Here is a 12,816-nt window from a genome sequence, read left to right as displayed (position 1 = left end):
CAAGAGATGTATCTTAGCAATTTGTTCATTAAATTACACGCAATTGAGCGACACCAATTGGTAACTCTACATTCATACCAGCAAGAATTGTAGATATCTTGTAGAACTGATCGCCAGTGGTCATTGCTATTTTTTTAACATTTTTCATTTCTACGATGATGATAGTTCCAGGAGCGACTGACTCAGAAAATTCTAGCGTAGCTTTTTTGCCTTGAATAGAAACTTTTGCCGCAATTTCTTTACCATATTCCTCGGACACATCAATACTTTCTCTAAGAACAATGTTAGCTGGAGCTTCGATTATTAGCTGAGAAATAGCCTTGCCGTTTTGGGGAACTGCTATTTTTAAAGTATGTCTGAGAATTCTCCAGTGGCGAATACCTTGAGGAGATTCCCCTAAGCTAATAACGTGAGGAAAGTTACTAGATTGTGGTGTATAATTTGCATAAGTAGCTGGAACTAAAACTGCCATAATTAAGGCTAAAATCGTAGTGTGTATCAATTTTCTATTCATTACGCTCTGATGATTACCTCACTATATCCATTAATTATCAGAATCATCTTCGGGGAAAGATGTTACCTCTTAATAGCTTGACAAAGTGAGATGAAATTTGGGTGAAATTTTAGCTAGTTCAAGGAATTTTTTAAAAATAAAAATAAATAAGGATCTTTGATGGAGCCGTAACGGTTTCGTAAACGTATACTTTTTTGTAGTCTGGTTATAGATTCAAAGCTCTCTCTAACTTCATTTTTAGAATATAACGATATTGACAAACAGTTGAAGAAGCAAAATATTAGTATTTAAAGTTGTTGTCATTATGTTACAAATTGACATAAATATAGTATTTTTTGTATTTGTAGAAAGTTAGATATATTTATAAAAATTATTCATTCATGTTATGGTAAGTGGCAACAGATGAAGGAGAACTGCGATTGAGGTAGCGGAATATCCAATATTTAAAAACTGGATCCATGACCACTGGGACAGTATCAATAACTAAAGATTATTGCTACCACTTGCTGTTAATTATCGCTTAAAGGTAAAGCGACCGTTCACCTTTTCAGCATTGATATCAGACAGAATAGCAACTTTATACTCACCTGCTGCTTTTTCAGAAAGTACAGAATGGTAATGTAAAAATTTTAAAAGGACTTGAATAGAGAAAATTAATTTTCTAAAACAGAATTAGTAACTTTTCCATCCTCCACAAAGGCTGGATTTTTCTGAGGCAATAAAAATTTGCCAAATTTAGAATATAAAGCTGGTAAAACTATCAAGGTTAAAGCTGTAGAAGTAAACAAACCACCCAAAACTACTATCGAAAGTGGTTGCAAAACTTCTTTACCTGGCCCTACTGCAATGACTAATGGTACTAATCCCAAAGCCGAAGTAAATGATGTCATCAAAATAGCATTGAGTCGCTCCATTGACCCGGCTATAAGGATTTCTTTTAACGACATTCCAATGCCAAATTTAGTTATGTAATTGTCTACTAAAAGCAGTCCGTTGCGAGTAGCTACACCAAATAAAGTCACAAAACCTACTAAGGAAGCAACTGAGACAACGCCTCCTGTTAATGCTACAGCAATTACACCTCCGACTAAAGCGATGGGCAAGTTAATCATAATCATTGCTGTAGAAGCAAGAGATTTGACAGAAAGATACATTAATACCGTAATTACTACGAAGGAAATGCCACTGAAAATCAAAATATTTTGTGAGGCTCTTTCTTCGGCTTCAAATTGACCGCCATACTGAATAAAGTAACCAGAGGGCAATTGCACTTGTGCCTTGACTTTGTTTTGAATTTCATTGACTAGCGATCGCAAATCTCTACCTTGAGCATTCGCAGATACTACAATTAGACGAGAGACATTTTCCCGGTTAATAGTATTAGGGCCAGTAGCATAAGTAACTTTAGCCACCTTAGCTAAAGGAATTTTATTTGCCTCTGCATCTCCCCCAGCAGAAGGGATATCAACTAATAAATTTTCAATTGTTTGTAAATTATTCCGGTATTGTGGTTGTAACCACACCACTAAATCAAAACTTTGTTGCTGCTCCAAAACTTGCGATACCACTTTGCCATTGAGCGCAGTTTCAATTATTTCAGATAGTTGCCCAACAGTTAAACCATAACGTGATGCAGCAACGCGGTCAAATTTTATTTGCATCTGTTCGATGGGAACTTGCGGTTCTAATTGCAAATCCACCAGTCCAGAAACAGATGACATTACACCTTCAACTTGTTTACCAATTCGGCGGAGTTCTTCTAAATCTGAGCCAAATATTTTCACAGCGATTTGACTTCTGATCCCGGATAATATTTCATCAATTCTGTGGGAAATAAATCCACCAATATTGGCAGCTGCACCCGGTACTTGATTAAATTCTTCTCGCAACCATTCTACTGTTTCTTGACGTTTCTCCATTCCTTGGTCGCTCAAGCCAATGTCGAGGTGAGCGAGATTTACGGGTGCTGCATCTGGGTCATTAGGGGCGCGTCCTGCCCGTAATTGCACATATTTTAATCTGGAATCATCTTTTAGTTTAGTCTCCAATACAAAGGCGGCACTGTTAGTAGCTTCTAAAGATGAGCCTGGATAAAGAGCTAAAGTATTGACCAAAGTTGTTTCTTGAAACTCTGGTAAAAAAGCCCGTCCTAAAGCTGGAAAAATCACTATTGCCGCTACCATTCCCGCCACAGCCACAGAGATAATCATCACGGGACTGTGGATAGCAAAATCTAAACAAGGATAATATAACTGCTTGAAAATTCGGGGTATTAATGGTTCTTTTAACGGCATTTTTTCCTGTGGAAGTAAAATCGCACACAATGCCGGACTTATCAGTAATGATTCTAAACTGGAAACCATGACCACTACTAGATAAGTTATGCCCATTGGGCCAAAAATTCGACCTTCTACACCTGCGAGGGCAAATACTGGAGAAAAAACAACAATCGTAATTAAAGTTGCCCCAATTAGAGATTCCTGGACTTCCTGTACTCCTGCAAAAACAATTTCTAATACTGGACGAGGTTTGGAAGAGGACTTATTTTGTCGCAATAGACGAACAATATTTTCCGCATAGACAATCGCATCATCAATCGCTGTCCCAATAGCTACGGCTAATCCTCCCAAAGTCATTGTATTTAGCCCTAAACCCAAAAAAGATAATACTTGCAATGAAAATATAAAAGTTAGGGCAAAATTCAACAGCACAACTCCCAGAGTCCGCCAATTCATCAAAAAAGGAATGAGGATAATTGCGGCAATAATACTACCTTCCATCAAGGCGGATCTGACATTTTCTACTGAAGCATCAATATAATCTGCTTGACGGAAGGTTTGTGTTACCTTTACTCCTTTCGGTAAACCTGCTTGCAACTCTGTCATTGCAGTTTCAATGGCATGGGTAACGGTAGGAGTATCAGCTAGGGGTTGTTTATTTACCATCACCACTACAGCATCTTTGCCATTTAAGCTACCATCGCCAATTTTAATCGCACTGCCAATTTGAATGTCGGCAACATCTCCCAACCGCACAGGCGTTCCTTGACGGGCAACAATTACAGATTGTTTTAGATCGTTCAGGGATTCAATTCGCCCTATTCCCCGAATCAAAGTTTGCTTATCAGGTGTGATTAAAAAGCCACCAGGAGCATTGACATTTGCTCCCTGTACTGCTTCAGATACTTGCTGTAAGGATACATTAAAAGCTCTGAGTTTGTTCGGATCTACTAATACTTGATACTGACGCACATCACCGCCATACACTAACACTTGACTAACGCCAGGGACTCCTAAAAGGCGGTTTGTCACTTGCCAATCAATGATGCGGCGTACTTCCATCAAATCGATTGTGGATTTGAGGTTTTGGTTTTCTCCCTCATTTTCTACTGTGAAAGCATATTTTAATACAGTGCCGATAGGCGAACTAATCGGAGCAAGTCTAGGTGTTTCAATTCCTTCGGGTAGCTTATTCGCTGCTTGTTGCAGTCGTTCTTGTATCAACTGGCGGGCTTGATAGATATCTGTTCCCCAGCCAAAAACGACTCTGACTACAGATAGTCCTGCTGAGGAGGAAGAACGAACTGAGTTAATCCCTGGTGTACCGTTGATTGAGCTTTCAATTGGTAATGTCACCAAAGATTCTATTTCTTCAGGAGCGAGTCCAGGAGCTTCTGTTTCAATTTCGATCTGGGGAGGTGCGAAGTTGGGAAAAACATCCAGCGGCATTTGCGGGATGGTATTAAATAATATGATTGCTGTGGAAATAAATGCTGCAATTACTACTAACCAGCGTCGAGCAATTACCCATTTAGCGACTGCACTAATCATTATTTATTAAATTGTTGATTGCTAATTTTTGGTTTTGTTTTCATGAAATGTTAATGACTATCTGAACGATGTGATTTTTCATATTCTTCGGCAGACATAGAGGCAGTTGGTTGTTTGTGGTTATCGATATAAACCTCGGTTTCATAATTAAAACCATCATTTACTGGTACTAGACCGGAACGGATACGACGGCTAGACCAGAAGCTACCCCCCATGAAAGCTACGATAGCAATGCCTAATCCTCCCCCTGCACCTAGCAACCATAAAGGTAGAGGGAAGCTGTTAGTTTGAGCATCAATTTCTTCTGAGTGCGAATCACCTTCTTCGTGATTTTCTTCTTTACTACCACCCTTCAACGATTGTGCATAAAGTTGTGGCGCACGTTGAGTAACTACTGAATCTCCCTCAAATAAACCACTTTTAATCTCAATTAAATCTCCAGAGATTTGTCCTAACTCAACTTCCACAGATTGAAAGGCATTACCGTTTTGGACATAAACCAATTTCTTATTATTGGCATCGACTACAGCAGAAGCGGGAATTACTAAAGTAGCTAAAGATTTTTGGTCGGTTAAAACTTCAAGTTCGGCAAACATTCCGGGTTTGAGCTGTCCTCTGGCATTATTGATTTCGGTTTGTACTGGTACTACTCGTGTTTCTCCTGCCACTACTGAGCCAATTCGTGTAATTCTGCCTGTAAAGGTTTGATTAGGTACGCTAGCAACCTTCATCCTTAAGGGTTGACCTGTTCTTACCTTGCCTAAATCTTTTTCATAAATATTCGCTGTGGCAAACACCCGACTATCATCTACAATCGTCATTAACTTGCCACCTGCGTCCTCAAACGATTGGCCGATAGTAACTTCCCTGTCAACAATCTTGCCGGAAATCGGAGCTGTTACTGTAATTAGCCCTTTAGCATTAGCGCTGTTTCCTAGTTGTAGCAGCCGCGTTTCATAAATAGCACTGCTGCGACTAATATTTGACTTTGCTAGACTAACTGCTGCCTGAGCGCGCTTTAGCTGATTTTCAGACGCAATGACATCGCGGCGGCTGTTGGCTGTAGTTAGTTTAGCTTTAGCTTCTGCTAGCTGGGTTTGAGATTCTAGAGCGTTGCGACGTGCCAAAGCACCTTCAGTAGCTAACACTCGATCTTTCTCATACTTTTCTTGAGCAAATGCCACTTGGCTTTGGGCTTGGGCGATTTCAGCGTCGGCTATTTGTTGATAGCGATCGCGGTTTTGTTGTGCTAACCTCAAGTCAGCTTCAGCCTGCTGTAAATCAGCCTGTCCTTGTGCCAGTTTTTCCTGAGAGTTAACTCGCAGTTCCACTAAATCAGGACTAGTTAGAATGGCGACGGGTTGACCTTTCTTTACTAGTGCGCCTGGTTCTACCAACAGTTCAACTACTTTTACTCCTTGAATTGGGGTGGTGACTTCTACTTGCTGGCTAGGCAAAGTTTCAATCTGCCCAGTAGTTTTAATACCTACAGCTAATCGTTGGCGTTGCACTGGTTCTACCTTAACTCCTAGCAGTTTTGCGGTTTCTGCATCTACTTCAACGGAACTCGTCGATTCGCCTCCTGCCTGAAAGGAACTGCTGCCACTGTGGTCATGACCACCACCAGCTAAAACAGTAGTAGGAGTACTTAGTAGTAACATCAACATTGTCAATGAAACATAACGCAGTGGAGTAGAAGATTGAAACAAATTAGAGATTCCCATAGCTTGTTGTGTCCTAAGTTAGTGAGAAAGCAGAATCGCCTTTGGATGTTGGCATTTAATGTGCAAATTTGGACTACCGCTTTCTTTAGCTAGTTACATTGCTTTTGTGAGTAATTTAAGGAGTTTGAATAGTACTCCTTTTTTAGTGTTTCATATCGATATGAAATTTGGGTGAAATTTTTAATGGCGATCGCTATTAAAAAAAACTATAGCAATCCAAATTAAAACCTGAGAAAATACGTAAACATAAAATAAGTATCTATAGGTATCTCAAAGGTTTTTTCTGATAAATCAAATAAAATTACTATATTAGCTTTAAACTATATTTCTGTTTTAAATATTACAGGTTTTTAATAAGTATAAAGTACACAGAATATAGAGACTTTTGGATTTCTGTAGATATAGCAATCCTAAATCATTCATGAGAAAACACTATATTCATGCAGCTTAGGGAAGTCAAAAATTTGACAATTGATTGCTAACTCAAATAACTCCTTGACCACAGAGAAAGAATGAAAAAAAAAGTAAAATTCTCTTTTTAGTCATTTAAACTACTTACTAGTTCTTCCGTATTTTCTCATGAATGATTCCAGATTGCTATAGCAGCTGTGCAAATTACACCACATGAATTTCATGGCGAATGGAATTACACTATCTCATCAAACCTCAATATTCTCTAAGACTTGTAAAAGTTGTTTCTTGACAGCTTCTAAGGTTGCCATGTCTACTTTTTGCCATACCAACAAGCTATCGCTTGAGTCTATCATCTACAGCTTAAAATGTAAAAGTTGTTTCTTGACAAGCTCTAAGTGTTGAACTTTAGTATGAATTTAGATTCCAACCTTAGTTGGAGCTAACTTTACATTGATATATGGACTGATTCATCAATCATTGTATTGTACAAAATTTTAAACTTTGAATGGACGACAAGTGAGAGTTAATTGCATATATTTAATTCAAGCAAATATTGAGAGCAATTTAGTTGCAACATTTCAGTTTACTTGACACAAAGAGAGTAAGAAGAGGGTTGTATGCTCAACGCTGATGCTGAACATACAGTATCAGTTAGCCTTGACCGTGACCTGATATTTCCCAATTCCTGCCTGATATATCTAAACAAGTGTACATTGCTCGCATCAATGTTCGCGTTTTGGCAACAGCACGATCGGCTTTACGTCATCGTCAGTTAAATTGTGCTATTGATTCTTATTCATGGTCGAATGGCAACAGAATAATTTCTCAGTATTTCAAACAGCTTAGATCGTCTACTAATTGAGTCAGTAATCTCAATCAATATTTCGTTGAGGATAATTTTATGACACGTATACCATTACCAGTTGAAGATAATTTTGAGTATTCCAAAGTTCCAACTCAGAGTAACTTTTTTGGAAATTCTCCTATTAATCATGCACTCACTGCTGTAGCCCAAGAGGTTGCTAGATTGCTTCAACACGCAAATCCTGTTCAAGCTGATGGCAACAACCACGCTGAAACAATTGCAATTCGAGCCATAGAACCGGAATCCAGCCAAATCCTTACTATTGAAACGTTGACTGAGCAAGAGTTAGAGTCAAATCTATGTCAGACAAACACGAAGCTGTGAATATTTTTCCATCTCATGTGAAAACAGAAACCGCCTGTGTAAATGAAGGCTTTTCCCATCTGGTAATTTGTTTGGACTAGTTTTTCTGCCTCGTTCAAGAGTAGGGTAAACATGATGTACAAAACGACATTGATAAATTTTTGCCTACACTTTGATTCTGGTTCCAGTTAGCTTACTGCTCACCTACCCGTTCCAAATCACCAATTGGCTGTATCTAGTTATTGCGATCGCCCTGGAAAGCATTTTTGTTCATAAAGTCTGGTTATTAATGCAGTCTCCCTCAGATTTGGAGTTGGCCAGATCGTTATTCAAGTAGTCGATCGTTTACATGATGTTGCTATCAGTGGCGATCGTAGTTGATTGCTTACCCATCTTTAATTGACCAAAGAGAGCGACATTGTTAAGCCGTTGGTTAAATTGCTTGCTGCTGTTTATTAACCACTTCCTAAAATGAATTCTTCTCGCCCCACAGTGATTATCGGAGCAGGCTTTGCAGGTCTTTTTACAGCCTTGCATCTGCGTCATCAGCAAGACTTGCGCTCAATCGTTTTGATCGATCCACAAGAACGGTTTGTCTTCAAGCCAATGTTGTATGAACTATTGACAGGTGAATTGTCAGAAGATGTCGTTTGTCCGACTTATAAAGAGTTGCTGCAAGGCAGTGATATCAACTTTGTACAGGACAAAGTAGTGGCGATCGACTTGCAAGAAAAACGTCTTAAGTTAGCTTCTGGCTCAGATTATATCTACGATCATCTGGTTTTAGCTGTTGGCAGCATTCAGGGTTATTTAGGAACAGAGGGCGCACAAAAAAACGCATTCGCATTTCGGACACAAGAGAATGCGATCGCTCTGGAGAGCCAGTTACGAGAATGCTTGCAACGTGCTAGCCAAACGGATGACGAAACACAACGGCGATCGCTCCTCACATTTGCTGTCGTTGGGGCAGGGCCGACAGGGGTAGAAATGGCGGCAACCCTGGCAGATTTGTTACCCGACTGGTACGCCCAACTTGGCGGCGATATTCGTCAGATTCGCATTTTCTTAATCAATCATGGCAAGACGATTCTCGCAGGCGATGTCAACGCGGGTTTGCAGGAAGAGGCTCTCCAAGCTTTCAAAACTCGAACAGTACCTGTTGAATTGATACTAGGCGTAGGGGTGAAAGCAGTTGCTCAAGACCACCTGGAGTATCAACCTGCCAACAGCACTGAGATAAAAACGCTGTTGACTCAAACCACCATCTGGACAGCCGGGACAGCTGTGAACCCACTCATCCAAAATCTCAAGTCCCAAATTCCCGCAGATCACCTGGATAAACATGGGCTACCGCTTGTCACCTCATCAACTCTGCAACTGCTGGATTTTCCAGAAGTGTTTGCCGCAGGCGATTGCGCTTCCGTGCAGCCACAACCCTTACCGGCTCTAGCCCAGGTGGCATATCAGCAAGGTGCAAGCATTGCTCACAATTTGATTGCCCTTACTAAAGGAGCATCCGCTAGCCCAGCCCATGTGAGTCTTCGGGGTACGCTAATGAAATTGGGTTTAGGAAATGGGGTAGCAAGGTTGTTTGACAAAGTGCAGATAACTGGCAAACCTGGCGATCTAATTCGCAGTGCAGTGTATTTAGAAATGCTGCCCACCCCACTGCATGACTTTAAGGCAACCACAGAATGGCTGAGGGAAGAAACTTTCTATCGCTATCACAGACCCAAGATGAAGCCAGAAACCACTGCAAAATAGCCTCTCTCTTCGGTTGAACAACGAGAGCGATCACTCATCTATCTGTGTATGCCACTGGATTAGACAACCTCCTCACTGCCGCCAAGCGAAAACTTTGAAGAGATTCCTACCATCACCTCAGAACCCTATGGTTACGAGGGATCTGACAGATTGACAGTTGATCAATCATCTATTTAAAGAGAACCACTGATGAAGACACGAACAACAAAACGATTGATTGGTGGAATCTTAACGATTGGCATGATTGGACTGCTACGTTCGCAGCCTCTCTTCGCGCTTATAGTCAGCCAAGCTCAACCAAATCCCTCTCAAGACTATGTACTTTCCTACCGGGGCAGTTGGACGGGAACCTTCCGCACTGTCGGTTCTCAGGGGCAGATACTCATATTTATTGATCCTGCCGGCAAACTGTACGGAAGTTTGAAGTCTAATGATGGTGAGAACTTTGCTCAAATTAGCGGTTACCATCGCGGAAGTAAGTTTCATCTGGTTTTCACCCCTCCACCCAGCAGCCTTAACCAGTTTGGCACCGCTAGTCCTTACACTGTTGATGCAACCGCAAAGTGGGAGCAAGGTGTGAGTCGATTTGTCATTTCAGCCCCCACTAGAACGGGTCACTCACAGTTATATACATTTGAGCGATCCAATCGATAAAACAATACATCGAACTGAGTCGCGATCGCCTCCTAATCAGAACTGACTGTATGCAAACGAGAATTACATTGGAGAAAAATTATGCAGATGGGAGTGATTGGTCTGGGACGTATGGGTGCGAACATTGTTCGGCGATTGCTGCAAAACAACCATGAATGTGTGGTGTTCAATCGCACACCTAAAAAAGTGAAACTGCTTGCATCAGAAGGGGCGATCGGCACTTACAGCTTGGATGATTTTGTCCAGAAGCTCAATAGACCTCGTGCGATTTGGTTGATGGTGCCAGCTGGAGAACCAACCGAGCAGATGGTGAAGGAACTGGCTGCAAAACTGGATTCTGATGACATCTTAATTGATGGGGGCAACTCTTACTACATTGACGATATTCGACGGGCAAACGATCTGATGCAAAAGGGCATTCACTACCTAGATGTGGGAACCAGTGGCGGAGTGTGGGGTTTGGAGCGGGGTTATTGCATGATGATTGGTGGATCTGAGATGACGGTTCAGTATCTCGATCCCATTTTTAAATCATTAGCTCCTGGACGGGGTGATATTCCGCGTACTGCTGGGCGGGAAAAGGTGGGCGGTACGGCTGAAGAAGGCTATCTGCACTGCGGATCGAATGGGGCGGGGCATTTTGTCAAGATGGTGCATAATGGCATCGAATATGGCTTGATGGCAGCCTACGCAGAAGGATTGAATATCTTGCATCACGCCAATGTGGGTAAGCAAAACCGTGTGGCTAATGCTGAAACGACCCCCCTCCGCAATCCTGAACACTATCAGTATGAATTGAATCTGCCCGATATTGCCGAAGTTTGGCGACGGGGCAGTGTAATTGCCTCCTGGCTACTGGATCTAACTGCGATCGCCCTCCTGGAACAACCAGACCTATCAGGCTTTGAGGGGCGCGTGTCTGATTCAGGCGAAGGACGCTGGACGATCGCAGCCGCCATTGACGAAGGCACTCCTGTTCCTGTACTCAGCGCAGCCTTGTATCAACGGTTTAGCTCACGCGGCGAAAATGATTTTGCGGATAAGCTACTGTCTGCCATGCGTTTCCAGTTTGGCGGACACGTAGAACAACAGGCGGAGATAAAATCATGACAATGACTCATCGAGTAAAAGAAATTCTCAGTTGGTATGGCAGCGACAATCCCGGAACGTTGACTAATTTAGCCCGGTTGCTGAATCATGGCAAACTAGCTGGAACTGGCAAAGTCGTGATGCTGCCTGTGGATCAAGGCTTTGAGCATGGGCCAGCTAGCAGTTTTGCGCCCAATCCACCAGCCTACGATCCTCGCTATCATTTTGAGTTAGCGATCGCAGCAGGATGCAATGCCTATGCCGCACCGTTAGGATTTTTGGAAGCGGGAGCGCGAGAATTTGCAGGTGAAATTCCCCTAATTCTAAAAGCTAACGATCGCGATGTGTTACTAGCTGAGTCAGACCCAACGCAAGCACTCACTGGCAGCGTGGAGGATGCGCTGAGGTTAGGATGTGTGGGGATCGGTTTCACTATCTATCCAGGTTCAGCTCATCGGTTTGAGATGTATCAGCAGATTCGAGCCTGTGCCGAGATAGCAAAGCGACATGGATTGGTCGTGATGATTTGGTCTTATGCGCGGGGATCGGGTTTAAGTAAAGTCGGTGAGACAGCGATCGATGTGATTGGCTATGCGGCTCAGATTGCGGCTCAATTGGGCGTTCACATCATCAAGGTGAAGCTACCAAACGAACACGTCGAACAGGATGCAGCCCGCAAGGTGTATGAGCAAGAGCAAATTCCGATCGCAACATTATCTCAACGAGTGCATCATGTGGTGCAATGTGCCTTTAACGGACGGCGGATTGTCATTTTTTCGGGTGGGCCGATCGACAGTGATGATGCTTTCCTCAATGAAGTTCGTGCCATTCATGCCGGACATGGATTTGGTTCGATTATCGGACGCAATTCTTTCCAGCGTTCCAAACCAGATGCACTGCGATTGCTCAACACAATCATGGATATTTACAGTGAACAGTCTGCACCCATTCGCACTCCTGCACTGACCTAATTTGTCTATCAAAACAGCCTAAAAATTGGGTTTTTTGTTTCTATTACGAACCGACTCCTCACCTTGAAGCAATCTTCCCCACCCCAATATGCCTGACTTTTTTCATCGCTTGCATCTCTCTACTGCTGCCAGGAAAGATCATGAGAAAATCACGTCCAAAGCCTACCCTATTGAAAGATTATCGTGCCATCATTCCTGCTTCCTTTTTTGGCATGATTTTGGGTTTGGCAGGATTAGGTAGTTGCTGGCGAGTAGCTGCTAAACTTTGGCACTTGCCTACCTGGATTAGCGAAGCAATTATGTTGCTGACAATTGCAATCTGGCTCGTGTTGTTGCTGCTTTATGTGGGTAAATGGCTGTGGGCGAGAGCAGATGCCTTAGCTGAATTTGAGCATCCTGTTTTGTGTTGCTTTATCGGGTTAGTGCCTGTGTCTACGATGTTTGTGGCGCTAGCGATCGCACCCTACTCTCGTGCGATCGCCATCACATTATTTGTTGTCGGTGCAATTGGTCAGTTAAGCTTTGGCGTATATCGTTCTGGTCAGCTATGGATGGGAGGACGTAAGCCAGAAATTATTACACCCATTCTCTACCTCTCTACAGTCGCGGGTAGTTTTGTCAGTGCGATCGTTGCTAGTAGTCTACCAAGGTAACTTTGCTAAGTAAAACCTCTAATTGGTAAAATAGC

At 42.3% G+C, this 12,816-nt stretch carries 9 protein-coding genes and 2 pseudogenes; 6 read left to right on the top strand and 5 right to left on the bottom strand.

The window, feature by feature from the left end; translation table 11 throughout:
• Positions 1-28: 28 nt before the first annotated feature.
• From RMZ42_RS03275 to RMZ42_RS03255, 5 genes and pseudogenes are all read right to left on the bottom strand, one after another.
• On the bottom strand, positions 29-514 hold the full coding sequence (locus tag RMZ42_RS03275; protein WP_322670057.1) for a hypothetical protein: 486 nt from the start codon (positions 512-514) through the stop codon (positions 29-31).
• A 370-nt stretch (positions 515-884) separates the two neighbouring features.
• Positions 885-1,001 (bottom strand): annotated as a pseudogene (locus RMZ42_RS03270) (CemA family protein); the annotation flags it as partial.
• A gap of 166 nt (positions 1,002-1,167) precedes the next feature.
• Entirely contained in the window at positions 1,168-4,344 is a 3,177-nt protein-coding gene (locus tag RMZ42_RS03265; RefSeq protein WP_322670056.1) for an efflux RND transporter permease subunit, read from the bottom strand.
• A 50-nt stretch (positions 4,345-4,394) separates the two neighbouring features.
• Positions 4,395-6,068: an efflux RND transporter periplasmic adaptor subunit gene (locus tag RMZ42_RS03260; RefSeq protein WP_322670055.1), complete on the bottom strand. Its 1,674-nt coding sequence runs from the start codon at positions 6,066-6,068 to the stop codon at positions 4,395-4,397.
• 419 nt (positions 6,069-6,487) lie between these two features.
• A pseudogene (locus RMZ42_RS03255) lies at positions 6,488-6,610 on the bottom strand (IS630 family transposase); the annotation flags it as partial.
• A gap of 773 nt (positions 6,611-7,383) precedes the next feature.
• Between RMZ42_RS03255 and RMZ42_RS03250 the strand changes: the two are divergent.
• The 6 genes from RMZ42_RS03250 (at position 7,384) to RMZ42_RS03225 (ending at position 12,781) form a co-directional block, all read left to right on the top strand.
• A complete protein-coding gene (locus tag RMZ42_RS03250; RefSeq protein ID WP_322670054.1) occupies positions 7,384-7,671 on the top strand; it encodes a hypothetical protein in 288 nt (95 codons plus the stop codon).
• A 450-nt stretch (positions 7,672-8,121) separates the two neighbouring features.
• Positions 8,122-9,414, top strand: coding sequence for an NAD(P)/FAD-dependent oxidoreductase (locus RMZ42_RS03245; RefSeq protein ID WP_322670053.1), 1,293 nt, complete (start codon positions 8,122-8,124; stop codon positions 9,412-9,414).
• A gap of 189 nt (positions 9,415-9,603) precedes the next feature.
• Entirely contained in the window at positions 9,604-10,068 is a 465-nt protein-coding gene (locus RMZ42_RS03240) for a hypothetical protein (RefSeq protein WP_322670052.1), read from the top strand.
• Positions 10,069-10,149: 81 nt separating this feature from the next.
• The gene (gene gnd / locus RMZ42_RS03235) at positions 10,150-11,178 is read left to right on the top strand and encodes a phosphogluconate dehydrogenase (NAD(+)-dependent, decarboxylating) (protein ID WP_416211783.1); all 1,029 of its coding nucleotides are present in this window, start codon (positions 10,150-10,152) and stop codon (positions 11,176-11,178) included.
• The gene (locus tag RMZ42_RS03230) at positions 11,175-12,128 is read left to right on the top strand and encodes a class I fructose-bisphosphate aldolase (RefSeq protein WP_322670050.1); all 954 of its coding nucleotides are present in this window, start codon (positions 11,175-11,177) and stop codon (positions 12,126-12,128) included. The genes gnd and RMZ42_RS03230 overlap by 4 nt, the downstream gene beginning before the upstream one ends.
• A 140-nt stretch (positions 12,129-12,268) precedes the next feature.
• Positions 12,269-12,781 carry a hypothetical protein gene (locus RMZ42_RS03225; RefSeq protein WP_322670049.1) on the top strand — a complete coding sequence of 171 codons (513 nt, stop codon included), beginning with the start codon at positions 12,269-12,271 and terminating at the stop codon, positions 12,779-12,781.
• Positions 12,782-12,816 lie beyond the last annotated feature (35 nt).

It is taken from the genome of Nostoc sp. DedQUE05, assembly GCF_034530955.1.
In the GTDB taxonomy this organism is placed as follows: domain Bacteria; phylum Cyanobacteriota; class Cyanobacteriia; order Cyanobacteriales; family Nostocaceae; genus Nostoc.
Note: the sequence above shows the minus strand (reverse complement) of the source record. Positions and strands in the feature narration are given on the sequence as shown.

Coding starts and splice junctions, on each gene's coding strand:
- RMZ42_RS03275 (WP_322670057.1), bottom strand. CDS start 514: ATGAATAGAAAATTGATACACACTACGATTTTAGCCTTAATTATGGCA.
- RMZ42_RS03265 (WP_322670056.1), bottom strand. CDS start 4,344: ATGATTAGTGCAGTCGCTAAATGGGTAATTGCTCGACGCTGGTTAGTA.
- RMZ42_RS03260 (WP_322670055.1), bottom strand. CDS start 6,068: ATGGGAATCTCTAATTTGTTTCAATCTTCTACTCCACTGCGTTATGTT.
- RMZ42_RS03250 (WP_322670054.1), top strand. CDS start 7,384: ATGACACGTATACCATTACCAGTTGAAGATAATTTTGAGTATTCCAAA.
- RMZ42_RS03245 (WP_322670053.1), top strand. CDS start 8,122: ATGAATTCTTCTCGCCCCACAGTGATTATCGGAGCAGGCTTTGCAGGT.
- RMZ42_RS03240 (WP_322670052.1), top strand. CDS start 9,604: ATGAAGACACGAACAACAAAACGATTGATTGGTGGAATCTTAACGATT.
- gnd (WP_416211783.1), top strand. CDS start 10,150: ATGCAGATGGGAGTGATTGGTCTGGGACGTATGGGTGCGAACATTGTT.
- RMZ42_RS03230 (WP_322670050.1), top strand. CDS start 11,175: ATGACAATGACTCATCGAGTAAAAGAAATTCTCAGTTGGTATGGCAGC.
- RMZ42_RS03225 (WP_322670049.1), top strand. CDS start 12,269: ATGAGAAAATCACGTCCAAAGCCTACCCTATTGAAAGATTATCGTGCC.